This is a genomic window from Streptomyces sp. DT190 (assembly GCF_049846985.1).
Classification (GTDB): Bacteria; Actinomycetota; Actinomycetes; order Streptomycetales; family Streptomycetaceae; genus Streptomyces.
In genome coordinates this window covers 96,607-119,359 of record NZ_JBNCNM010000009.1, presented here as the reverse complement: position 1 = coordinate 119,359, position 22,753 = coordinate 96,607, and the positions used below count along the sequence as shown (strand labels likewise).

Below are 22,753 nucleotides of genomic sequence, written 5' to 3'. Positions count from 1 at the left end.
GGTACGAGCCGAATGTCGCTTCCCGGACCGCAGTGCTCGACCGGGTCTCCATCCCCTCTCCAGTGGCGGTCGTCCGCGGGGCGCCGGGGGCGCCGGTGACCGCCCGGCCGCGAAGGGGTCCCCGCGCCGTGCGCGCCCGGCCGGACGGCACGGGGCGTGGACCCCTGGCCGCCGGTCTACGGCTCCCGGTGCGGGCGGGCCGGCAGGCCGTCGATGCTGGTGCTGTTCTTCAGCCGCATGTAGTCCTCGAGTTCGCCCTCCGACTTGCGCAGGCCCCACTGGTCCTGGAGGTCGCGTTCGCGGACCAGCTCCATCTCCGGCACGGTGAAACCGCACGAGTCGGTGATGCGGGTCAGCGAGGCGACGATGACCGAGCGCGGGATCGGATGCGTGCCGAAACGGCCGATCAGCGCGTCCCACTCGGGGGCGCCGGGGAAGACGCAGCGGGCGGTGCCGTACAGCCGCAGGGTCTTGGGACGGCGGGTGAACGAGCAGAACATCAGGGTGATGCGGCCGCTCTCCCGGACGTGCGCGATGGTCTCGGCCCCGGAGCCGATGAGGTCCAGGTAGGCCACCGTCGTGTCGTCCAGCACGGTGAACGTGTCCATGCCTCCCTTGGGGGAGACGTTGACGTGCCCGTCGGGCGACAGCGGCGCGGTGGCCACGACGTACATCGGGGACCGGGCGATGAAGTCGCGCAGCGCGGGGGTCAGTTGCTCGTAGAGCTTGCCCATCAGCTCCTCCGCTCCGCGCCCGGCGGTACGGCGCCGAGCAGCCGCTCGGGCCGGGGGGCCACGGCCGCGATGGCGCGGGGTGCGGCCGCCGCCGCGTCGGGCCGGGTCCTGATGGTGATCCGGGCGGCCAGTTCACGGGCCCGGGCGCGCGCCTCACCGGCCGACTCGCCGCGCACGATGAGCAGCCCCGACCGGTCGTACGACCAGGCGATGGGGGCCACGGTGTCGCCCGGCGCGACGGAGACCTGCACGGCCACCACCTGCGGGTCCGCGCGGACCTCGGCGGTTCCGGTGACGGACTCGACGACGCCCGGCGGGGCGGTCAGGAAGCGGATGGCGCCGCCGCCGCGGGCGGGGCCGGGCGTGACGGGAGCGGTGCGGCCCGCGTACCAGAGGAAGGCCAGGGCGTCGATGTCGGTCCCGTACACCTCGTGGACCAGGTCGGCGATCCGGTCTCCGCCGCGCCGGTTGTGGGACTCCACCAGGCGGGGACCGTCGGAGGTGACGATGACCTCGGTGTGGGACGGGCCGTCCTCGACGCCGATGGCGTCGAGCATCCGGGAGACCAGCGACTCGATGCGGGCCGTGGTCCGCGCGTCGAGGTCCGCCGGCTGCACGTGGCCGACCTCCACGAACGACTCCAGCTTCTCCTTGGCCGTGTGGGCGACGACGACGTGCGCGCCCGCGAAGCTGAACGCCTCCACGCTGAACTCGGGCCCGCGCAGGTACTCCTCCATGACGAAGGTGTGCAGCCCGAACCGAGCCGCCCAGTCCGCCACCTCGGCGACCGCGTCGGCGTCCCGCACCAGTCGTACGCCGAGGCTGCCGGACCCGTACCGCGGTTTGATGACCGTGGGCCCGAACTCGGCGACGAAGGCGCGGATGTCGGCCTCGTCGTGGCCCAGCCGGGCGGCGACCCCTTCGATGCCGCGCTCGGCGAGCAGAGCCCGGAAGGCCAGCTTGTCCTGGAGCAGGCGGACGGTGTCGAGGCCGGTGCCCGGCAGGCCGAGCGCCGTGGTCGCGGCGGCCGCCGACTCCAGGCCGTCCTCGATCATCGACACGACCCGGGCCAGCGGCCGGTGGCGGTGCACGGCGGCGAGGAGATCGGCGACCGCCCGCGGGTCGCGGTAGTCGGTGAGATGCGCTTCGGTCACCCACTCCAGCCCGGCCCGGTCGAGTTCGTGCGGTCCGTGCACCCACACGATGTCGAAGCCGGCCTGCCGCGCCTTCCTCAGGGCGGCGACCTGGCCACCGATGATCGCGATGCGCGGTGCGCTGTCGTGCGTCATGCGCGCAGCTCCCGTCCCGAGGCGTGCTCCAGCCAGCGCACGACCTCGACGTTGTCGGCGCCCGCCGGCAGTTCCTCGTGCGCCTGCTCCCACAGGGCGCGGCAGGCGTGCCCGAAGGCCGCGGGGCCACCCGCCGAGTCCAGCAGCGACGTGCCGATGCGGATGTCCTTGAGCATCAGGCGCAGCGCGAAGCCGGAGTCGAAGCTGCCGGGCAGCACATGGTCGGGGAGTTTGGTCTGCGAGGCGTGGTTGCGGCCGGTGGAGGCGTTGATCACCTCCAGCATCGTCGCGGGTTCCAGGCCGAACGCCCGCCCGGCGAGCATGACTTCGGCGACCGCGGCGAGATTGACCGCGGACAGCAGGTTGTTGAGTGCCTTCAGCGCGTGCCCCGCACCCGCCGGGCCGACCCGGTACACCGTGCCGAGCGCGCCGAGCACCCGCTCCGCGCGTTCCACGTCCCCGCTCTCCCCGGCGGCCATCAGCGTCAGTTCACCGGCTCGCGCGGCGGCCGGGGAGCCGGAGACGGGGGCGTCCACCACGGACACCCCGTACGCGGCGGCCGCGGTGCCGAGGGCCAGGGTGTCCTCGGGTGCCGAGGAGCCCGTGTCGATGATCAGCGAACCCTCGGCCAGGTGCGGGAGCAGTCGCTCGGCCACCTGCCGCACGGCCTTCCCGTCGGGCAGCATGGTGACCACCACGGGCGCGGCCAGCTCGGCGACGCCCGCCGCCGCCCGTACGCCCGGGTGCGCGGCGGCCGCGGCCGCGACCCCCGCGTCGACGTCGTACGCCACCACGTCGAAGCCGCGATCCGCCAGCCGGCGGCACATCCCGCCGCCCATGGCCCCCAGACCCGCACATCCCACCCGCATGATCCGTTCCCTTCTCGATAGCTGTGCGCGCGTCCGGTCGGACGCGCTCATGCCGTGACGGTGGCGAGCAGCCCCCGGACGGTCAGGACGAGCGCGGCGGCCACCGCGAGGACGAGCACCGCGCCCCGCATCCGCCGGCCGTCCACGTGTGTGCGGACCGGCCCCGACAGCGCGAACCCGGCCACCACCGCGGGCAGCAGCAGGGCCCCGAAGAGCAGTTGCCCGGCCGGCAGACGGCCGACGGCGGTGAGGGAGCCGAGCGAGAGCAGGGCCCCGGCCGTGAAGAAGACACCGAGCGTGCCGCGGACCGTGGGCCCGGGTTCGCGGTGGTAGACGAGCGCGATGAACGGCCCGCCGATGGACGACGTCGTCCCCGTCAGACCCGCCACCGCGCCGGAGGCCAGCAGGGTGCCCCGGGTGCGGGGCAGCCGGGCCGGGTCGAGGACGAGGAGCGAGACGACGCCCAGCGTGATCCCCGCCGAGAGCAGGTCGAGCACCGGCCCCGGGACCACGAGGATCACGTAGGAGGCCGCCGCCGTGCCCACGACGCGCCCGGCCAGCGCCCAGGAGACGCCGTGCCAGTCGGTGTGGGAGATCTCCCGGGCCGCCCCGAGCACGGCCAGGACGGCCGCCACCAGCAGCAGCGACCCGGGCATCAGGCCCGGCGCGGCGATCTGCACCACCGGCGCCGACACCAGGGCCAGTCCCACGCCCAGGCTGCCCTGGACCAGCGCTCCGAGGAACACCGCGGCCGACGCGCAGACCAGGGCGGGCAGTTCAGGCATCCGCGGGCACCGCGGGACGCATCCGGTCGCCGGCCGCGCGGGCGACCCGCTCGGCCGCGCCGCCCGCCGCGACGAGCACCGCCGCGGCCACCACCCAGCCGAGGGCGCCCGCGCCGAGCAGCAGCCCGGTGACCAGCACCGGCCCGAGGACCCGCTGTCCGGCCACGCTGAGGTTGAAGACCGACAGGTAGCGGCCGCGCTGCTCCGGCGGGGCCAGGGCGATGGACAGATCCCACACCGCGGCGTTGGCGATCACCTCGGCCAGGGTCAGCAGCACCACGGCCGCGGCCAGCCACGCCACCGCGGGCCCGGACGCGACGGAGCCGGACGCGGCGAAGCACAGGCTGCTCACGGCGAGCACGGCACCGGTCCAGGTCAGCATGCGGGTGGTCCGCCGCTGGCCGGTCGCCAGCCTGCTGACCGGGATCTGCAGCACCACCACGAGCGCGGTGTTCAGCGCGAACAGCACGGAGACCGTCACCCGCGGGGCGTCCGTGTGCTCCAGGATCCACACGGGCATCGCGACCAGCAGCATCGTGTCGAAGAAGAACAGCAGGAAGTTGAGCACGGTCAGTGTCAGGTAGCGCCCGTCGGGCAGCACCCGGCTGCCGGGGCGCCGTCGTCCGGACGGCTCCGGGGCGGTCCCGGGCACCGGCGCCGCCCGTTCGGGCACCCGCAGCACCAGCACGGCACCGCCCAGGAAGGCGAGACCGATGGCCACCAGGGTGATCCGGTAGGCGGTCTGGGTGTCGCTGGCGAGGGCGGCACCGGCCGCCAGGGCGCCGGCCCCGAGTCCGCAGTTGCGCACCACGTTGACCACGGCGAGCAGCCGGGTGCGCTCCTGGCGCTCGGGCACGGCGACGGCGACCAGTGCCTGCAGCACCGGCGGTCCCGCCCGGTCGCACGCCACCGCGCACAGCGTCACCGCCATGAACTGCCGGAAGTCGGTGACGACCACGTACGCCGCGCAGCACACGCCGCGCCCCGCGTACACGGCGGCGAGCACCCGCCGCGCCCCGTACCGGTCGGCGAGGACTCCCCCGAGCAGCGAGATCCCGAGGGCCACCACACCGGCGAGGGCGAGCCCGGAGGCCACCTGGTTCGCCGAGAGGTCGACCTGCCGCGTGAAGTACGCCATCGAGCTCGCCATGAACAGGCCGATGCCGAGCGACTGGACGAGTGCGGCGACGGCGAGCCGGCGGCCACCTGCGGTGAGCTTCACGTCACTCGGCTCCGAAGTCGAACTCGACCCGGTCCTCCAGCTCCATCTCGCGCACGATGCGCCGCACCCCGGAGAAGTCGCGCACGAGCAGGCCGTTGCCCGCCTGGCGGCGGCAGTCCTCGACGATCTCGTCCGCCTTCTCGAACCCGGCCGCGCGCAGGATGCCGGGCCAGACCGCGAAGTCCTGCTCCACGAAGGCGTGCAGCGCCTCGGGCAGCGCGTCGGTGAAGGCGCGTCGCTGCTCGGCGTTCATGTGCACGTAGAGCGCCTTGGCGACCTCGACCATGACGGAGGAGTGCGCCGACTCGTCGCGGGCGTGCAGCCGGGGCACCAGGGAGTGCAGCGGCTGGACGGTCCTGTCGCGGGAGAGCAGTTCCAGATAGGCGTTGACGCTGATCTCCGAGACGGTCGTCCACACCAGCTTCAGCAGGTCGCGTTCCCAGGACTCCGACACCTTCGCGCCGGCCTGCAGCAGGCGGCGGTAGGTCACCGTGTGCGGGTAGGCGGGTTCGCCGGTGACCTGCCGGATCTCGCGGGTGCGCTGCATGGCGATCATGTGCATGTAGGTGTGCCAGACCTCGTCCACGTGCGTCTGCTGGACGGCACGCTTGAGGTGGACGCCGTCGGCACCGGGGAAGGCGCCGTGCATGATCATGGCGAAGGTCGGGTTGGCGACGTACTCCTCGGCCGCGATGACCCGCTCGTTGTACACGAGCCAGGCCATCGTGAGGACCTTCCGGCGCTGCTCGGGCGTGGCCGCGAGGTACAGCGGGTGCTGGGCGAACGGCAGCAGGCGCTCGGGGTAGTCCGGCAGTTGCTCGTCGTACTCCTCCGGCTCCGAGATCCGGTCCAGGTCGGTGCGGATCGTGGCGCGTCGCGGCCAGGAGTCGGCGATCCGGCGCAGCACGCTCTCGTCGATGCCGTGCCCGTGACCGTCCGCGTGGGCGTCCGCGTGCTCGTCCTCGATCGTCCGCTCGTGCTCGGCGATGCTCACGCCAGGTCCCCCTCGGTTGCGTCGGCTTGCGCGGCGGACGCGATCGCGTCGGCCAGGACGGCGAGGCCGGGCGCGAGTTCGTCGGCGCCCGCCACGATCGGCGGCATGATCTTGAGGACCTGGCCGCGGGCACCGGAGGTCTCCACCAGGAGCCCGCGGGTGAAGGCGGCGCGCGACACCCGGTCCGCGAGCGCCGGGTCGGTGAAGCCGAGCCCGCGGATCAGGCCGCGGCCGAGCACGGTGCAGCCGAGGTCGGCGAAGCGGGCGGCCAGTTCGCCGAGCCGGGCCTGGAGTTCGGCGGCGTTGCGCAGCACCCGCTCGGCGAACTCCGGCTCCGCCCAGCGGTCCAGGCAGGCGGTGGCGGTGACGAAGGCGAGGTTGTTGCCGCGGAAGGTGCCGCTGTGCTCGCCGGGGCCGAGCCGGTCGAACTCGGGCCGGACCAGCACCAGGGCCATCGGCAGGCCGAAGCCGCTGATGGACTTGGACAGGCAGACCAGGTCGGGGACGATGCCGGCCTCTTCGAAGCTGAAGAAGGTGCCGGTGCGTCCGCAGCCGGCCTGGATGTCGTCGACGATCAGCAGGATGCCCCGCTCGCGTGCCAGGGCGGCGAGCCGGCGCAGCCACGACGGGCTCGCCGCCGCGAGACCGCCCTCGCCCTGCACGGTCTCCACCACGAACGCCGCGGGCAGGTCGACACCGCTGCCCGGGTCGTCGAGCATCCGGGCGAGGTAGTCGAGGGTGTCCACGCCGTCGCCCGCGTAGCCCTCGTAGGGCATCCGCGTGACGTGGCCGAGCGGCACACCGGCCGCGCCGCGCTTGAAGGCGGTGGCGGAGGCGGCGAGCGCCCCGAGGGACAGGCCGTGGAAGCCGCCGGTGAAGGCGATGATGTCCGTGCGCCCGGTGACCCGGCGGGCCGTCTTGAACGCCGCCTCCACGGCGTTGGTGCCGGTCGGCCCGGTGAACTGCACCCGGTGGTCGAGCCCGCGCGGGGCGAGCACGACCTCGCGGAAGCGGCGCAGGAACGCGGCCTTGGCGCCGGTGTGCAGGTCCAGGCCGTGCACCGGCCCGTCGGCCCGCAGGTAGTCGATGAGGGCGGCGCGCAGCTCGGGCGGGTTGTGGCCGTAGTTCAGCGCGCCGGCGCCGGAGAGGAAGTCGATGTACTCGCGGCCGGCGGCGTCCCACATGCGGTGCCCCGACGCCCGGGTGAAGACGGCGGGGAAGCGCCGGCAGTAGGTGCGCACGGCGGATTCCAGCTCGTCGAAGACAGCCGTGTCCGCCTCGGCCGCCGCGTGCGCGGTGATGCCCGGTTCGACGGTGGTCATGAGGCGCTCCAGGGGTCGATGGCGGTGATCTCCGCGGTCTCACGGGGGCTCTGCGTCGTGCGCGGGGACAGCGGGAACCAGCCGGCGAGGGTGAGCCGCACCAGCTCGCGCATCCGGTCGGCGATCAGCTCCGGGGTGTAGCGGTCGGCCACGTCGGCCGCGTCGATCACCGGGGTCGGCGGGAAGTACCGTCCGCCGGGTACGGGGCGTACCACGGCGTCCCAGAGGTTGAGGCTCTGGCCGCCCCAGCGGGCCCGGCCGCTGAACACCGAGTACAGCGGCAGGCCTGCGGGGTGCGGGCGGCTCAGGGCCTGGTTCACGGCCTCGCTGACCATCTCGACGATCAGGCCGCAGCCGCCCGCGTCCCTGGCCCGGCGAGCCTGCGCGAACAGCGCCAGCGCGCCGTCCAGGGCGTCACCGTGCCGGGACAGGCCGCCGCTCTGCGGCGTGTAGCCGAGGTGGGCCAGTGTCGGCGTGCCGGTCGCGGCCACGGCCTCGACGCAGCCGAACCCGCCCTCGCCGGCCACCTCGATCTTGACCGCGTCCGCGCCGGCCGCGGTGAACCGGTCGGCGGCGGCCCGGGCCGTGGCGGCGCTGCGGGTCGTGCCGTCCGGCAGGTCGGCGAGCAGGAAGGGCCTGCGGTGCGCAGGGAACTCGGTGTCCAGCGCCTTGCGCACCTCGGCCACCAGGCCGGTCAGGGTCGCCAGGCCCCAGTCCTGCTCGGCGGCGCCGGACAGCGTGGTGCCGCTGCGGCCCAGGTGCGTCATGAAGTACGAGTCGCCGACCATCACGCACTCGACGGGAGCGTCGCGCAGGTCCTCCGCGCGCAGCGCCTCGGCGAGGCCCTCGACCTCGTATCCCCGATAGGCGTTGATCTTCAGTCCGAGTTGTGCGGGGCTGTCGAACCGGTGCAGATACGGAGCCAGCGCGGATGCCGCCGCGGGCCTGGCCACGATGGTGTCAACGGTCAAGGCCGCCCTCCCAGTAGATTTTGTTGATACGGCCGATGGCGTCCGCGACCGCCTCCTCGGGAGCCGCGGTGAAGCAGAGCCGGGCCCGGTCGTCGCAGTGGCCGCCGAACACCCGGCCGGGTGCGAGTCCGACCCCGGCCTCGGCGCAGCGGCGCACGAAGGCGGCGCCGTCGCCGTACCGGGTCAGGTCGAGGAGGGTGTAGAGCCCTCCGGCGACGCGGGTGTGCGGGATCTCCAGTGCGGAGTCGGCCCGCCGCCAGGCCCGTTCCGCCAGCGCCCGGCGCCGCGCCAGTTCCCCGGCGGGTGTGGACAGGGCCCGGAAGGCGGCGTACTGCGCGGCCGTGGACACCGAGTACAGGGTGTGCAGCGACCACTTGGTGAGCGTCTCCTCCACGCCGGGCGGGGAGATCAGGTGACCCACGCGCGCGCCGGGCATGGCGTACGTCTTGCTGCAGCTGTGCACCGAGAACGTGCGCTCGGCCGCGCCGGGCACGGTCGCCGTGTCGATGAACCCGGCGTCGCTGAAGTCGTAGTTCTCGTAGGCGTTGTCGGCGATCAGCCACAGGTCGTGCCGCCCGGCCAGCGCGACGAGCTCGCCCAGGGCCCGCTCGTCCAGGCGGTACCCCGTGGGGTTGTTGGGGTTGTTGAAGTAGACGGCCCGGGTGCGCGGCCCCACGGCCCGCTCGATCGCCGCGACGAAGTCGAAGCCGGGGTCCTCGCTCAGTTCGAGGAAGACCGGCACCTCGCGCGGTGTGCCGCCCGCCGCCCACACCAGGCCGGTGGCGAACAGCCACTGCGGGGACAGGATGAGCACCTCGTCGCCGGGGTTCAGGATCGCGTGCAGGGTCACGGCGATGGCGTGCGTGGCGCCGCCGGTGACCAGGACCTGCCCGGGGTCGACCGGGGTGCCCCGGCGGCGGCTCGCCGCATCGGCGAACGCCGCCCGCAGGGCGGGGACTCCGGCCGGCGGCGCGTGCTCGTGGGCCGCGATCCCGAACTCGTCACGCTCCCAGGTGCCGGGCCGCGCGCACGGCTCGAAGACGGTCCTGCCCTGCTGCAGCGGCACCGGTTCGGCGTGCGCGCCCGAGCGCAGCAGCCGGTCGACGGTCACCAGCGGGGAGGGCGGTATCTCGCTGAGGGTTCTGGCCAAAGACGGCATGAGGTGGGCTCACTCCTGGACTAGTACCGGGCCGGTGCTGAGCGGGAGTTCGGCGGCGGCGCCCCGGGCCGGCCGGTCGAGGCCGAGGTTGCCGCGCAGGGTGGTGCTCTCGTACTCGGTGCGGAACAGACCCCGGCGCTGCAGTTCGGGCACCACGAGGTCGACGAAGTCGTCCAGTCCCTGCGGCAAAACGGGCGGCATCACGTTGAAGCCGTCCGCCGCACCGCCGGTGAACCACTCCTCCATGAGGTCGGCGACGTCCTCGGGGGTGCCGATGACGATGCGGTGCCCGCGGCCCCCGGTCAGGGACCGGTAGAGCTCCTTGATCGTCAGGCCTTCGCGCCGCGCCTTGTCGTAGACGAGCTGCTGGCGGCTGGTGCTGCCCTGGGTGGGCGGCAGTTCGGGAAGCGGCCCGTCCAGCGGGCAGCCGGAGATGTCGACGTCGCCGAGCAGCTGGGTGAGCAGTCCCAGTCCGACGACCGGGTCCACCAGGTCCTGGAGCACGGCGTACTTGTCCTCGGCCTCCGCGCGGGTGCGGCCGACCACCGGGAACAGGCCGGGCATCACCTTCATCCCCTCCGGGTCGCGGCCGTAGGCGGCGGCCTGCCGCTTCATGCCGCCGTAGAACGTCCGGGCCTCCTCCAGGGTCTGGGCGGCGGTGAAGACCACCTCGGCCCAGCGGGCGGCGAAGTCCTGGCCGTCGGCGGAGGCGCCCGCCTGGATCAGCACCGGGTAACCCTGGGGCGGGCGGGCCACGTTGAGCGGTCCGCGCACCGAGAAGTGCTCGCCCTTGTGGTCCAGCAGGTGCATCCCGCCGGGCTCGAAGTAGCGCCCGGCCTCCTTGTCGTAGCGGAACGCGTCGTCGTCCCAGCTGTCCCAGAGGCCGGTGACGACCTCCATGAACTCCCGGGCCCGCTCGTAGCGCGCGGCGTGGTCGGGCTGGGAGTCGCGGTTGAAGTTGCGCGCCTCGGCGTCGGTCACCGAGGTGACGATGTTCCAGGCCGCGCGGCCGCCGCTGAGGTGGTCGACGGAGGCGAACTTCCGGGCGATGTGGAACGGTTCGTTGTACGTCGTCGACGCGGTCGCCGCGAGGCCGATGTGCGTGGTGTGCACGGCGAGGGCGGACAGCAGCGTCAGCGGGTCGAACTGGAGGAAGCGGCCCCAGCGGCTCAGCTCGTCGGCGTCGCGGTAGGGGGTGCGGATGCCCACCCCGTCGGCGACGAAGAACATGTCGAACCTGCCGCGTTCGGCGGTGTGCAGCAGCTCGCGGTAGTGGGCGAAGTCCAGTCCGCCGTCCGCCCGGGCCGCCGGGTGCCGCCAGGAGGCCACGTGGTAGCCGGGGGTCAGCAGGAAGGCTCCCAGACGGAGCGTACGGCGGGTCACGCCCATGACAGATCTCCGTGTCCTTGCAGGCGGGTTCTCCGGATGGACAGGGACATTAGAGGAGCGCCCGGGCCCGGACACGGTTCTGCGTGCACTGTGGCTTTACCTCGGAAAACCCCTTCTGCTTCTTTTGACCACGGCGAGCAGAACGATTTTTCCGGCCTTTAACGAGGTATTCGCCGGTACCGGCCGGGTACCGCCGCACACTTCTAACCTCGATGCCGCACGCGTCCCGATGCGTGCTTCCACAGGCCCTGGGAGGTGCTGGTGACAGCAGGAGCGGAACGCGACGTCCTGGCGTTCGTGGACAGCGACTACGCGGACACCCCGTACGACAAGTGGGCCGCCGACACGGGTGTACGCCCGCACCTGCTGGTCTCCGCGGCCAGGTTCCCGCAGTACCGGCACATCCCGGGCGCCGTGCCCGTCGCCGCCTACCACCGGGACGGCGGCGCGGAGCAGGCCGCCCTCGACCTCGCCGCGCGCCTGCCGTTCACCGCCGTGCTCGCCCGCATGGAAGGCGATCTGCTGCGCGCCGCGCGACTGCGGGAACTGCTCGGCGTGCCCGGGCAGGATTTCGCCGGCGCTCTCGCGTTCCGCGACAAGGTCCATATGAAGACCCTGGTGCGCCGCAGCGGGCTGGAGGTCCCGGAATTCGCCGCCGTGCGCGTCGCCTTCGACCTCTTCGGATTTCTCCGCGAGCACGGTTATCCGGTGGTGGTGAAACCGGCCTTCGGTTCGGGTTCCACCGGCACGCGGGTGCTGCGCGGCCCCGCGGACCTGGCCGGGCTCCTCGCCGCGGGCCTGCCGGAGCACGCCCAGGTGGAGCGGTTCGTCGAGGGTCCCATGTACGTGGTGGACGGGCTGGTGGTGGCGGGGACACCGGTGGCCGCCTTCGTCTCGCGCTACCTCAACGACTGCCTGTCCTTCCACGACGGCACCTACCTCGGCTCGGCGCAGCTCACCCGGGACCACCCGCTGACCGGCCGGCTCATCGGCTATGCGCGCGAGGTCCTCGCCGCGCTGCCGACCCCCGAGTGCACCACCTTCCACCTGGAGGTCTTCCACACGCCCGACGACCGCCTGGTGCTGTGCGAGATCGGCAGCCGCACCGGCGGCGCGCTGACCGCGCCCGCCATCCGCGCCGCCACCGGCTTCGACCTCGACCGGGAGTGGTTCCGCTCCCAGGTCGCCCCGGACGGGCCGGCCGGGACCGGGGTGCACGTGGTCGCGCCCGGACGCAGCGCGGGCTGGGTGGTCTTCTATCCGGAACACGGCACGCTCGCGGCCCTGCCCGCCGGTCCCCCGTCCTTCGTGGTCGAGGAACGGCTGCGGGGTACGGTGGGCACGGCGTACCGGGGAGGCGTGAAGTCCGGTGTGTACGTGGCGGGTTACGTGCTGACCGGGGCCGACGACCAGGAGGTCGAGCGCCGGGCGCAGGACCTCGCCCGGTGGTACGCCGCAGGGGTGCGGTGGACCGGACGCCACGGCGACGACGGCCACGCGCCCCCCACCTGACATCGGATCGCACCAGCGGGGAGCCGGAGGCCACATGCGCTACATCATCATCGGGTCGGGAGCGGTCGGCGGTTCGATCGGGGGCCGGCTGCACGAGAGCGGCCGGCAGGTCGTCCTGGTCGCCCGCGGCGCGCACGCCGACGCGCTGCGCGACAGGGGGTTGCGGCTCACGGTCCCCACCGGCACGCTCACCCTCGACGTGCCCGTGGCGGCCGGGCCCGAGGAGGTCGGCCTGCGCGAGGACGACGTGCTCGTGCTCGCGGTCAAGACCCAGGACAGCGTGGCCGCCCTGGACGCCTGGGCCGCACGGCCGGTGGCGGGCGGCGGCCTGGCGGGCGAGCGCCTGCCCGTGGTGTGCGCGCAGAACGGCGTGGAGAACGAGCGCCTGGCCCTGCGCCGCTTCCGCGAGGTGTACGGCATGTGCGTCGTCCTGCCCAGCAGCCACCTGGTCCCCGGCGAGGTCGTGGCGCCCTGCGGCCCGTACACCGGCGCCCTGGTCGTCGGCCGGTACGGCGCCGGCACGGGCGGCACGGCCCGGCGGATCGCCGACGACCTGGAGAAGTCCTGCTTCCTGGCTCCGGTGGTGGCGGACGTGATGCGCTGGAAGTACGGCAAGCTCCTCGGCAACCTCGCCAACGCCGTCGAGGCCGTGTGCGGCTCCGCCACGGACGCGGCCGCCCAGGACCTGATCGCCCGTGCGAAGGCCGAGGGCACCGCGGTCCTGGACGCCGCGGGCATCGGCTACGCGGGCGGAGCGGAGATCACCGGGCTGCGCAGCGGCACGGTCGACGTCCAGCCGCTCCCCGGGGAGCCCACGCGCAGTTCGACCTGGCAGAGCCTGGCGCGGGGCGCGGGTTCGATCGAGACGGACTACCTCAACGGGGAGATCGTGCTCCTCGGCCGCGCACACGGCGTGCCCACCCCGGTGAACGCGGCCCTGGCGGCCGCCGCGCGGGAGAGCGTGCTGCTGGGCCGGGAACCGGGCGGCCTGACCGCCGGCGACCTGAGCCGGCGCGTCGACGGGAACGCCGCCGCCTGAGGAACGCCGCCGCTCCCCGGCCCCGCGGATGGAAACGGTTCTGCGCGGGGAGCGCGCAGTGGGGCGGGTGGGACTCGAACCCACGGCCGACGGATTATGAGTCCGCTGCTCTAACCGGCTGAGCTACCGCCCCATAGCGGCGTGTCGCGTACATGTGTGCGCGCCGTCTGCCGCAGCATAGCCGCTCATACGATCTCCTGCTTCGGATGGTCGGCTCGGCCACGGCGTTCGTGACCTTGATGACTCCGCCACGGGCCGGGCGGTTCCACCGGACATGAAAAAGGACCCCTGAGGGGTCCTCGTTCATCGTGCTCCCCCGACTGGACTCGAACCAGTAACCTGCCGGTTAACAGCCGGCTGCTCTGCCAATTGAGCTACGGAGGACCGAGCTCCCCGGACTGGACTCGAACCAGTAACCTGCCGGTTAACAGCCGGCTGCTCTGCCAATTGAGCTACCGAGGAAGGTCTCGTTTGCATCGAACGTACCTACCTGGGTATTCGCCAGGGGGCGCGCGCTCGCTGCGACACATACATTAGCGCAAGCAGGGGGGTGCTCCGCCAATCGGTACTCCCCGGCGCCGACGCCGCACCGAAGACCTACGCAAGGGAAGGGTGGCAGCCATGCGTTACCGGCTCACGTTCGTCGCCGGAGTCGTCCTGGGTTACGTGCTGGGCACGAGGGCCGGACGAGAGCGCTACGAGCAGCTGAAGAAGTCAGCCCGGCAGTTCGCGCAGAACCCCGCCGTCCGCAACACCGCGGAGACGGCGGCCCAGCAGGGGCGCGAGTTCGCGGGCAAGGCGTACCACGTGGTCAGCGACAAGGTCGGCGACCGCGTCCCGGACTCGGTGGCCGACCGCGTCCGTCACCTCAAGGAGCGCGCCACCCACAACGGCGGCGCGGACGACTGGGGCACGAGCAACACCTGAGCGGTTCTCTTCGATGCCGGTGTGGTGCCGCCCTCAGGGGGGCGGGGAACTGCGCGACCAGCCACGACGAGACCCGCAGTCACCACCCGGCACCGCCCCCTGCGGCGCCCGCGGCCCGGCCCGGCGCAGCCGTACGGCAGAATTTTGGCCATGGGGATAGTCGCCGGGTTGGACAGTTCACCCGAATTCACTCGCATCGTCGTCTGTGACGCGGACACCGGAGCCGTGCTCCGGCAGGGCTACGCGCCGCATCCGGTGGAGAGTCCCGACGGCGGCCGGCCCTCCGACGTCGACCCGCAGGCCTGGCTGCTGTCCCTGGGCGAGGCCGCGGGCGGCGGACTGCTGGAGGGCGTGCAGGCGATCGGCGTCTCCGCGCAGCAGAACGCGGTCGTGCCGCTGGACGCGCAGGGCAACACGGTGCGCCCGGCGATGGTCGGCGGCGACAAGCGCACGCAGGTCGCCGCCGCCGATCTGGTCGACGCGCTCGGGGGGCGCGAGGCGTGGGCGCAGGCCGTGGGCTGTGTGCCGCAGGCCGCCCAGCCGGTGACGAAGCTGCGCTGGCTGGCGCGGACCGAGCCGGAGAACGCCCAGCGCACCGCGATCCTGCTGCAGGCGCACGACTGGCTGGTGTGGCAGCTGCTGGGCCGGCCCGTCCGCAGGACGACCGACCGGGGCGGGGCGTCCGGGACCGGGTACTGGTCGGCCGCCACCGGCACCTACCGGACCGACCTGGTCGAGCTGGCGCTCGGGCACCAGGCGATGCTGCCGGAGGTGATCGGCCCGGCGGACGCGGCGGGGACCACGCCCGAGGGGCTGCTGATCTCCGTGGGGACCGGCGAGACCATGGCGGCGGCTTTCGGGCTGGGCATCGGCCTCGGGGACGCGGTCGTGTCGCTGGGGGCGTCCGGGTCGGTGATGGCCGTGCACCCGGAGGCGCTCGTCGACGGCTCGGGGATGATCACCGCACTCGCCGACGCGACCGGCATGCACCTGCCCGTGGTCACCACGCTGAACGCCGTGCGGACGCTGCGCGGGACCGCCGAGCTGCTGGGGCTGCCCGATCTGGAGAGCCTGTCCGACCTGGCGATGAAGTCGACGCCCGGAGCGCACGGGCTGGTGCTGCTGCCCTATCTGGAGGGCGAGCGGACACCGAACCTGCCCCACGTCGCCGGGACCCTGGCGGGCCTCAGGCGCGAGTCGATGAAGGCGGAGCACCTGGCGCGGGCCGCGTTCGAGGGCATGCTGTGCGGGCTCGCCGACGCGCTGGACGTGCTGCGCGGGCGGGGCGTGGAGGTGCGGCGGGTGTTCCTGCTGGGGCCGGCCGCCGAACTGCCCGCCGTGCAGGCCGCGGCGCCCATGCTGTTCGGGACGCAGGTCGTCGTGCCGCAGCCCGCGGACTACGCGGCGATCGGCGCGGCCCGGCAGGCGGCCTGGGCGCTCGGGGTGTCGCAGGGCACGCTCGACACGCGGATGCCGCCGCTGTGGCAGGGCGCGGTCGCGCAGGTGCTGGAGCCCGGGGAGGAGCTGGCCGTGGGGCAGGCGGTGCGGCAGCAGTTCGTGTCCGTGCGGGACCAGACGCACCCCGGGGCGTTCTGAGGCCTCGACCGCCTGTTGGGTTAATTCGGTTGAGGTAACGCGGGTGGAGTGTTCGACGATAGGGGCCAGGGGCAACCAACCGCCCCGTCGACCACCCCGAGAGAAGCAGCGTGCTCATACGACTTCTGCGGACCTGCCTCAGGCCCTACAAGAGACCCATCACCCTGCTGGTGCTGCTGCAGTTCCTGCAGACCTGCGCCACGCTCTACCTGCCCACGCTGAACGCCGACATCATCGACCAGGGCGTGGTCAACGGCGACACCGGCTACATCATGGGCTACGGCGCCCTGATGGTCGGCATCTCGCTCGTCCAGGTCGTCTGCAACATCGGGGCCGTCTACTACGGTGCCCGCACCGCGGCGGCGCTCGGGCGGGACCTGCGGGCGGCCGTCTTCGACCAAGTGCAGTCGTTCTCCGCGCGTGAGGTCGGCCACTTCGGTGCGCCGTCGCTGATCACGCGGACGACCAACGACGTCCAGCAGGTGCAGATGCTGGCGCTGATGACGTTCACGCTGATGGTGTCGGCGCCGATCATGTGCGTCGGCGGCATCGTGCTGGCGCTGGGCCTGGACGTGCCGCTGTCGGGCGTGCTGGTGGCGGTCGTACCGGTGCTGGGCATCTGCGTGACGCTGATCGTGCGGCGGCTGCGGCCGCTGTTCCGGTCGATGCAGGAGCGGCTGGACACGGTGAACCGGGTGCTGCGCGAGCAGATCACCGGCAACCGCGTGATCCGTGCCTTCGTCCGCGACGAGTACGAGCAGCAGCGCTTCCGGAAGGCCAACACCGACCTCACCCAGTTCGCGCTGGGCACCGGCAACCTGCTCGCGCTGATGTTCCCGATCGTCATGACGGTGGTGAACCTGTCGTCGATCGCCGTGGTGTGGTTCGGCGCGCACCGCATCGCCGGCGGGGGGATGCAGATCGGTGACCTGACCGCGTTCCTCGCCTATCTGATGCAGATCGTGATGTCCGTGATGATGGCCACCTTCATGTTCATGATGGTGCCGCGCGCGGAGGTGTGCGCCGAGCGCATCCAGGAGGTGCTGGACACCTCCTCCAGCGTGGTGCCGCCGTCGGCGCCGGTGCGGGAGCTGCGCCGGCACGGGCATCTGGAGCTGCGCGGGGCGGGCTTCCGCTATCCGGGTGCCGAGGAGCCGGTGCTGCGGGCGGTGGACCTGGTGGCGCGGCCGGGCGAGACGACCGCCGTCATCGGCTCGACCGGCAGCGGCAAGTCGACCCTGCTCGGACTGGTGCCGCGGCTGTTCGACGCGACCGAGGGGCAGGTCCTCGTCGACGGGGTCGCGGTCGCGGAGCTCGATCCGCAGCTGCTGGCCAGGACCGTCGGGCTGGTGCCGCAGAAGCCGTACCTGTTCGCGGGCACGGTGGCGACCAACCTGCGCTACGGCAATCCCGACGCCACCGACGAGGAGCTCTGGCACGCTCTGGAGGTGGCGCAGGCCAGGGACTTCGTGGAGCGGCTGGAGGGCGGGCTCGACTCCCCCATCGCGCAGGGCGGGACCAACGTCTCCGGCGGGCAGCGGCAGCGGCTCGCGATCGCCCGGACGCTGGTGCAGCGGCCCGAGATCTACCTCTTCGACGACTCCTTCTCCGCGCTCGACTACGCCACGGACGCGGCCCTGCGGGCGGCGCTCGCGCGGGAGACCGCCGAGGCGACCGTGGTGATCGTCGCCCAGCGGGTGGCGACCATCCGGGACGCCGACCGGATCGTCGTCCTCGACGAGGGCCGGGTCGTCGGCACCGGCCGGCACCACGAGCTGATGGCGGACAACGAGACCTACCGGGAGATCGTGCTCTCCCAGCTGACGGAAGCGGAGGCTGCCTGATGGCGGGGCCCATGGGGCGGATGATGGCCGGGGGCGGCCCCGACCAGCGCTCGCTGGACTTCAGGAAATCGGGCGGACGGCTCGTCGCGCAGTTCCGGCCGGAGCGCGTGACCATCTACGTGCTGCTGCTGTGCGTGGTGCTCAGCGTCGGCCTGAACGTCGTCGGGCCGAAGATCCTCGGCAAGGCCACCGACCTGGTCTTCGCGGGCATCGTCGGGCGCGGCATGCCCGAGGGGGCGAGCAAGGAGCAGGTCCTGGAGCAGATGCGGCAGCGCGGCGACGGCGACGTCGCGGACATGCTGCGCAGCACCGACTTCACCCCCGGCGAGGGCATCGACTTCACGGCCGTCGGCCATGTGCTGCTGCTCGCGCTGGGCGTGTTCACGGTCGCCGGGCTGCTGATGGCGGTGGCGACGCGGCTGGTCAACCGGGCCGTGAACCGCACGATGTTCCGGCTGCGCGAGGACGTGCAGACCAAGCTGTCGCGGCTGCCGCTGTCCTACTTCGACAAGCGCCAGCGCGGCGAGGTGCTGTCGCGGGCCACGAACGACATCGACAACATCGGGCAGACGCTGCAGCAGTCGATGGGGCAGCTCATCAACTCGGTGCTGACGATCATCGGCGTGCTCGCCATGATGTTCTACGTCTCCTGGATCCTGGCGCTGGTCGCGCTGGTGACCGTGCCGCTGTCGTTCGTCGTGGCCACGCGCGTGGGCAAGCGGTCGCAGCCGCACTTCGTGCAGCAGTGGCGCTCCACGGGCACGCTGAACGCGCACATCGAGGAGATGTACACCGGGCACGCCCTGGTGAAGGTGTTCGGGCGGCAGGAGGAGTCGGCCGCGCAGTTCGCCGAGCAGAACGAGGCGCTGTACGAGGCGGGGTTCCGGGCGCAGTTCAACAGCGGGGTCATGCAGCCGCTGATGATGTTCGTGTCAAACCTCAACTACGTGCTGGTCGCGGTCGTCGGCGGGCTCCGGGTCGCCTCGGGCGCGCTGTCGATCGGCGACGTGCAGGCGTTCATCCAGTACTCGCGGCAGTTCTCCATGCCGCTGACGCAGGTCGCGTCCATGGCGAACCTGGTGCAGTCGGGCGTCGCCTCCGCCGAGCGGGTCTTCGAACTGCTCGACGCCGAGGAGCAGGACGCCGACCCGGTGCCGGGCGTGCGGCCCGGGGAACTGCGCGGGCAGGTGGCGCTGGAGCACGTGTCGTTCCGCTACGACCCCGACAAGCCGCTCATCGAGGACCTGTCGCTGAAGGTCGAGCCGGGACACACGGTCGCCATCGTCGGCCCGACCGGCGCCGGCAAGACGACCCTGGTCAACCTGCTGATGCGGTTCTACGACGTCACCGGCGGGCGCATCACCCTCGACGGCGTCGACATCGCCCGGATGTCACGGGACGAACTGCGGGCCGGCATCGGCATGGTGCTGCAGGACACCTGGCTGTTCGGCGGGACGATCGCGGAGAACATCGCGTACGGGGCGTCCCGGGAGGTGACCCGCGGCGAGATCGAGGAGGCGGCCCGGGCCGCGCACGCGGACCGGTTCGTCCGGACGCTGCCGGACGGGTACGACACGGTGATCGACGACGAGGGCACGGGCGTCAGCGCCGGTGAGAAGCAGCTCATCACCATCGCCCGGGCGTTCCTGTCCGACCCGGTGATCCTGGTGCTGGACGAGGCGACCAGTTCGGTCGACACCCGGACCGAGGTGCTGATCCAGAAGGCCATGGCGAAACTCGCGCACGGGCGGACCTCGTTCGTCATCGCGCACCGCCTGTCGACCATTCGGGACGCCGACACGATCCTCGTCATGGAGAACGGAGCGATCGTGGAGCAGGGCGCGCACAACGAGCTGCTGGCGGCCGGTGGGGCGTACGCGCGGTTGTACGAGGCGCAGTTCGCGCAGGCGGTGGCAGAGGTGGACTGATGCGCCGTAGTTCCCCGCGCCCCTCGAGTACGTGCGGCTGACGTCCCTTCAGGGGCGGGGGGAACTGCGCGGCCGGCCCCCACCGGGCCGCGGACGGGCTCAGTCCAGATAGCCCCGCAGCTGGTCCGCGAAGGCGTGGTCCCGCAGCTTGTTCAAGGTCTTGGACTCGATCTGCCGTATCCGCTCCCGGGTCACCCCGAAGATGCGGCCGATCTCCTCCAGGGTGCGCGGGCGGCCGTCGGCCAGGCCGTAACGGAGCTGGACCACCTTCCGCTCCCGCTCCCCCAGGGTCGACAGGACCGCCTCCAGGTGCTCCTTGAGCAGCAGGAACGCGGCCGACTCCACCGGTGAGGCCGCGTCGCCGTCCTCGATGAGGTCGCCGAGGGCGACGTCGTCCTCCTCGCCGACGGGCGCGTGCAGCGACACCGGCTCCTGGGCGAGGCGCAGCACCTCGCCGACCCGCTCGGGCGGCAGGTCCAGGTGGGCGGCGACCTCCTCGGCCGTCGGCTCGTAGCCGCGCTCCTGGAGCATGCGGCGCTGGACGCGGACGACCCGGTTGATGAGTTCCACGACGTGCACCGGGACCCGTATCGTGCGGGCCTGGTCGGCCAGGGCGCGGGACATGGCCTGCCGGATCCACCAGGTGGCGTACGTGGAGAACTTGTAGCCGCGGGCGTAGTCGAACTTCTCGACGGCGCGGATGAGGCCGAGGTTGCCCTCCTGGACGAGGTCGAGCATGGTCAGGCCGCGGCCGACGTAGCGCTTGGCGACGGAGACGACCAGGCGCAGGTTGGCCTCGATGAGGCGGCGCTTGGCCATCCGGCCCATGACGACGAGCCGGTCCAGATCCAGGGCCAACTGGCTGTCCAGGTCGGGCGCGTTGCCCAGCTTCTCCTCGGCGAACAGCCCGGCCTCGACACGGCGGGCGAGTTCGACCTCCTCGGCCGCGGTCAGCAGCGGGATGCGGCCGATCTCCCGCAGGTACTGGCGGAAGAGGTCCGAGGAGGGGCCGCTGCCGGTGTCGGCGCGGGCCGGGGGCGGTTCCGCGGCCTCGGCGGCCCCGGCGGTCCCGACGGACTCGGCGGGCGGCTCCTCCGGTTCCGGTTCCGGTTCCGTCTCCGCCTCCGTCTCCCGGTGGTGCGCGACGCGGCTCTGCGCCGGGACCGCGGACAGGGCGTCGGCCCCCGCCGCTTCCGGCACCGCCCCGGCGGTGCCGAGGGCACCACGGACGTCGGTCTGGGTGAGGGTCTGGGTCTGCACGGGGGCGACCTCCAGGATGATCGCTGCCAGGGGGTGCGACAGCGGTACTTCGGGGGCGGAGTCGACGGCCTCGCCGCATTCCGTCCCGTACGCGATGAGCGGAACCGCGGGGATCTGGGACCCGTCGGTGACGGGCCGGCCGCGTTCCGAGGACTCAGGCACCGGAACCCAGTGTGGGGTAAGACACATCCTCGCCACGAGGGGCGTGCGGTGACTTTTTGCTTCCGGTCCGTGACCGTGCGGTCGCCCCTCGTGGGAAACCCGGATGCCTCACCCGCCCCTGGTCTGCGACGATCGGCCGATGTCCGCTTCCCTGTACGAATCGCACGTGACGGTCGCCTGCTCCGGTCCGGGCGAGTCCGCGCGGCTGCGCCGCTGGGCGGCCGCGGGCGGGTTCAAGCTCACCCACATCGTGCTGGCCAGGGGCCGGATGCGGGACCAGCCGATGCTCACGCTGTCCGGTTCGCCGTCGTACGGCGTGGAGGCGGCGCGGGTGCGGGAGGTGGCGGCGCGGCTGCGGGCGGACGGCTTCGATCCGGTGCGTGTGAAGATCGAGTCCGCGCCGTGGGCGCCGGAGGTGCCGCGCGAACCGTGCGACGACGGACGGTACTTCGAGCACCACGTGAAGCTGCTGCTCACCGCGGACACGGACCTGGCGGCGCTGGCGGCCCGGGTGGTGCCGCACGGGGCCCATCTGTCGTGGAACGCCCGGCGGGTGCGGGGCGCGCGGCACGAGCGGTTCGTGACCCAGCGCTGCCGCGCGGTGGACGCCGAGGGCGCCGGCCGGGCGCTGGAGCGTCTGCTCGCGGGGCTCGGCGACTGCGACGTGCTGGATGTGGAGCGGGAGTTCGTGCTGTACGACAGCGACGTGACGGTGGACGACGGATGGCTGGAGGAGCCGGTGGGGGTACGGACATGACCGGGACGGGGTGGGAGGGGTTCGACTGGCGCAGCACCGAGGTCCCCCGCGAGCCGCTGGACGAGGCCACCCGCAGGGCGGGGCGACTGCCGAGGACGCTGCGGCCGGTGCCCGGGGACGACGTGGTGCAGCGTCCCGTCTTCGACCCGGCCCTGAAGCAGTACCGCAACGCCTACCGGGCCACCGACCCGCGTTTCTCCGACCCGGAGCGGGGGGAGGCGTGGCGGGCGGCCCGGCGGCACGCCCTGGATCTCGTGCTGGCCGCGATCGCGGACTCGCCGTGGGTCGACGCGCTGGTGCTGCGGGGCAGTGTGCTGATGTCGGCCTGGTTCGGTGAGGCCGCGCGTGAGCCCGGTGACCTGGACTTCGTCGTGGTGCCGCACACCTGGCGGATGGAGGACGGCCGCACGGACCGGATGCTGTCCGGGATCGCCGAGGCGGCTCAGGCGCTGGCCGACGCGCGCGGCCGGGAGGTCGGCATCTCGGCGCGCGGCGCGGTCGTCGAGGACATCTGGACCTACGAGCGGGTGCCGGGCCGGCGCATGGTGCTGCCCTGGGGCGCGCCCGGGCTGCCCGGCGGCCATGTCCAGCTGGACTTCGTCTTCAACGAGCGGCTGCCCGAGGAACCCGAGCCGGTGGAGCTGGCGGGCGGTGCGGTCGTCCAGGCGGCGACGCCGCAGCTGTCGCTGGCGTGGAAGCTGCTGTGGGTGATCAACGACGCGCACGTGCAGGGCAAGGACCTGTACGACGCGGTCCTGCTGGCCGAGCGGCATCCGCTGCGCCGCGAGCTGCTGCACGAGGTGTTCCGGCTGTCGGGCGAGTGGCCCTACCCGTACCAGGAGGAGATTCTGCTGGAGCACGTGGTGGAGGCGGTCGGGTACGTGGAGTGGAACCACTTCGTGACGGAGTATCCGCGGTTCAGGGATGCCGAGGGGGAGTTCGCCGAGCGGCTGGTGCGGGCGGTGACGCCGGCCTTCGAGGAGGGCTGAGCGGC

Annotated in this window: 19 protein-coding genes and 3 tRNA genes; 8 read left to right on the top strand and 14 right to left on the bottom strand. The window is 72.8% G+C overall.

The annotated features are described in order from the left end of the window. Positions 1 to 176: 176 nt before the first annotated feature. The 10 genes from ACPXCS_RS18060 to ACPXCS_RS18015 are packed head-to-tail and all read right to left on the bottom strand — an operon-like array spanning position 177 to position 10,734. Positions 177 to 734 (bottom strand): pyridoxamine 5'-phosphate oxidase family protein, encoded by a 558-nt coding sequence (locus tag ACPXCS_RS18060; RefSeq protein ID WP_425945079.1) that lies wholly within the window; start codon positions 732 to 734, stop codon positions 177 to 179. Then, the gene (locus ACPXCS_RS18055) at positions 734 to 2,023 is read right to left on the bottom strand and encodes an ATP-grasp domain-containing protein (RefSeq protein WP_425945078.1); all 1,290 of its coding nucleotides are present in this window, start codon (positions 2,021 to 2,023) and stop codon (positions 734 to 736) included. Before ACPXCS_RS18055 ends, ACPXCS_RS18060 begins: the two co-directional genes overlap by 1 nt. Further along, positions 2,020 to 2,892, bottom strand: coding sequence for an NAD(P)-dependent oxidoreductase (locus ACPXCS_RS18050; protein WP_425945077.1), 873 nt, complete (start codon positions 2,890 to 2,892; stop codon positions 2,020 to 2,022). Before ACPXCS_RS18050 ends, ACPXCS_RS18055 begins: the two co-directional genes overlap by 4 nt. A 47-nt stretch (positions 2,893 to 2,939) precedes the next feature. Further along, on the bottom strand, positions 2,940 to 3,677 hold the full coding sequence (locus ACPXCS_RS18045; RefSeq protein ID WP_425945076.1) for a TSUP family transporter: 738 nt from the start codon (positions 3,675 to 3,677) through the stop codon (positions 2,940 to 2,942). Beyond that, positions 3,670 to 4,899, bottom strand: a complete 1,230-nt coding sequence (locus ACPXCS_RS18040; RefSeq protein ID WP_425945075.1) for an MFS transporter — start codon at positions 4,897 to 4,899, stop codon at positions 3,670 to 3,672. The genes ACPXCS_RS18045 and ACPXCS_RS18040 overlap by 8 nt, the downstream gene beginning before the upstream one ends. 1 nt (position 4,900) lies before the next feature. Further along, entirely contained in the window at positions 4,901 to 5,893 is a 993-nt protein-coding gene (locus tag ACPXCS_RS18035) for a diiron oxygenase (protein WP_425945074.1), read from the bottom strand. Then, a complete protein-coding gene (gene ectB, locus ACPXCS_RS18030; protein ID WP_425945073.1) occupies positions 5,890 to 7,215 on the bottom strand; it encodes a diaminobutyrate--2-oxoglutarate transaminase in 1,326 nt (441 codons plus the stop codon). Before ectB ends, ACPXCS_RS18035 begins: the two co-directional genes overlap by 4 nt. Then, positions 7,212 to 8,186: a 3-methyl-2-oxobutanoate hydroxymethyltransferase gene (locus tag ACPXCS_RS18025; protein ID WP_425945072.1), complete on the bottom strand. Its 975-nt coding sequence runs from the start codon at positions 8,184 to 8,186 to the stop codon at positions 7,212 to 7,214. Before ACPXCS_RS18025 ends, ectB begins: the two co-directional genes overlap by 4 nt. After that, a complete protein-coding gene (locus ACPXCS_RS18020; protein ID WP_425945071.1) occupies positions 8,176 to 9,345 on the bottom strand; it encodes a pyridoxal phosphate-dependent aminotransferase in 1,170 nt (389 codons plus the stop codon). Before ACPXCS_RS18020 ends, ACPXCS_RS18025 begins: the two co-directional genes overlap by 11 nt. Positions 9,346 to 9,354: 9 nt before the next feature. Beyond that, on the bottom strand, positions 9,355 to 10,734 hold the full coding sequence (locus tag ACPXCS_RS18015) for an LLM class flavin-dependent oxidoreductase (protein ID WP_425945070.1): 1,380 nt from the start codon (positions 10,732 to 10,734) through the stop codon (positions 9,355 to 9,357). A gap of 261 nt (positions 10,735 to 10,995) precedes the next feature. Between ACPXCS_RS18015 and ACPXCS_RS18010 the strand changes: the two genes are divergently transcribed. Further along, positions 10,996 to 12,246, top strand: a complete 1,251-nt coding sequence (locus ACPXCS_RS18010) for an ATP-grasp domain-containing protein (protein WP_425945069.1) — start codon at positions 10,996 to 10,998, stop codon at positions 12,244 to 12,246. 34 nt (positions 12,247 to 12,280) lie between these two features. Continuing rightward, entirely contained in the window at positions 12,281 to 13,285 is a 1,005-nt protein-coding gene (locus tag ACPXCS_RS18005; RefSeq protein WP_425945068.1) for a ketopantoate reductase family protein, read from the top strand. Between the two features lie 59 nt (positions 13,286 to 13,344). On the opposite strand, the gene ACPXCS_RS18000 is transcribed toward ACPXCS_RS18005, so the two are convergent. From ACPXCS_RS18000 to ACPXCS_RS17990, 3 genes are all read right to left on the bottom strand, one after another. Continuing rightward, a tRNA-Ile gene (locus tag ACPXCS_RS18000) sits at positions 13,345 to 13,418 on the bottom strand. A 178-nt stretch (positions 13,419 to 13,596) separates the two neighbouring features. After that, a tRNA-Asn gene (locus ACPXCS_RS17995) sits at positions 13,597 to 13,669 on the bottom strand. A gap of 5 nt (positions 13,670 to 13,674) precedes the next feature. Continuing rightward, a tRNA-Asn gene (locus ACPXCS_RS17990) sits at positions 13,675 to 13,747 on the bottom strand. Positions 13,748 to 13,906: 159 nt separating this feature from the next. On the opposite strand from ACPXCS_RS17990, the gene ACPXCS_RS17985 reads away from it, so the two are divergent. From ACPXCS_RS17985 to ACPXCS_RS17970, 4 genes are all read left to right on the top strand, one after another. Further along, positions 13,907 to 14,212, top strand: coding sequence for a YtxH domain-containing protein (locus ACPXCS_RS17985; RefSeq protein ID WP_383322825.1), 306 nt, complete (start codon positions 13,907 to 13,909; stop codon positions 14,210 to 14,212). Between the two features lie 150 nt (positions 14,213 to 14,362). Then, the gene (locus ACPXCS_RS17980; RefSeq protein WP_425945067.1) at positions 14,363 to 15,808 is read left to right on the top strand and encodes an FGGY family carbohydrate kinase; all 1,446 of its coding nucleotides are present in this window, start codon (positions 14,363 to 14,365) and stop codon (positions 15,806 to 15,808) included. A gap of 110 nt (positions 15,809 to 15,918) precedes the next feature. After that, positions 15,919 to 17,652, top strand: coding sequence for an ABC transporter ATP-binding protein (locus ACPXCS_RS17975; RefSeq protein WP_425945066.1), 1,734 nt, complete (start codon positions 15,919 to 15,921; stop codon positions 17,650 to 17,652). Next, entirely contained in the window at positions 17,652 to 19,580 is a 1,929-nt protein-coding gene (locus tag ACPXCS_RS17970; protein WP_425945065.1) for an ABC transporter ATP-binding protein, read from the top strand. Before ACPXCS_RS17975 ends, ACPXCS_RS17970 begins: the two co-directional genes overlap by 1 nt. Before the next feature lie 99 nt (positions 19,581 to 19,679). Here ACPXCS_RS17970 and ACPXCS_RS17965 read toward each other — a convergent pair whose 3' ends face one another. Next, complete coding sequence (locus ACPXCS_RS17965; protein WP_425945064.1) at positions 19,680 to 21,002, bottom strand: RNA polymerase sigma factor; 1,323 nt, start codon at positions 21,000 to 21,002, stop codon at positions 19,680 to 19,682. 139 nt (positions 21,003 to 21,141) lie between these two features. Between ACPXCS_RS17965 and ACPXCS_RS17960 the strand changes: the two genes are divergently transcribed. Beyond that, complete coding sequence (locus ACPXCS_RS17960) at positions 21,142 to 21,759, top strand: hypothetical protein (RefSeq protein ID WP_425945063.1); 618 nt, start codon at positions 21,142 to 21,144, stop codon at positions 21,757 to 21,759. After that, positions 21,756 to 22,748, top strand: coding sequence for a nucleotidyl transferase AbiEii/AbiGii toxin family protein (locus tag ACPXCS_RS17955; protein WP_425945062.1), 993 nt, complete (start codon positions 21,756 to 21,758; stop codon positions 22,746 to 22,748). Before ACPXCS_RS17960 ends, ACPXCS_RS17955 begins: the two co-directional genes overlap by 4 nt. Positions 22,749 to 22,753 lie beyond the last annotated feature (5 nt).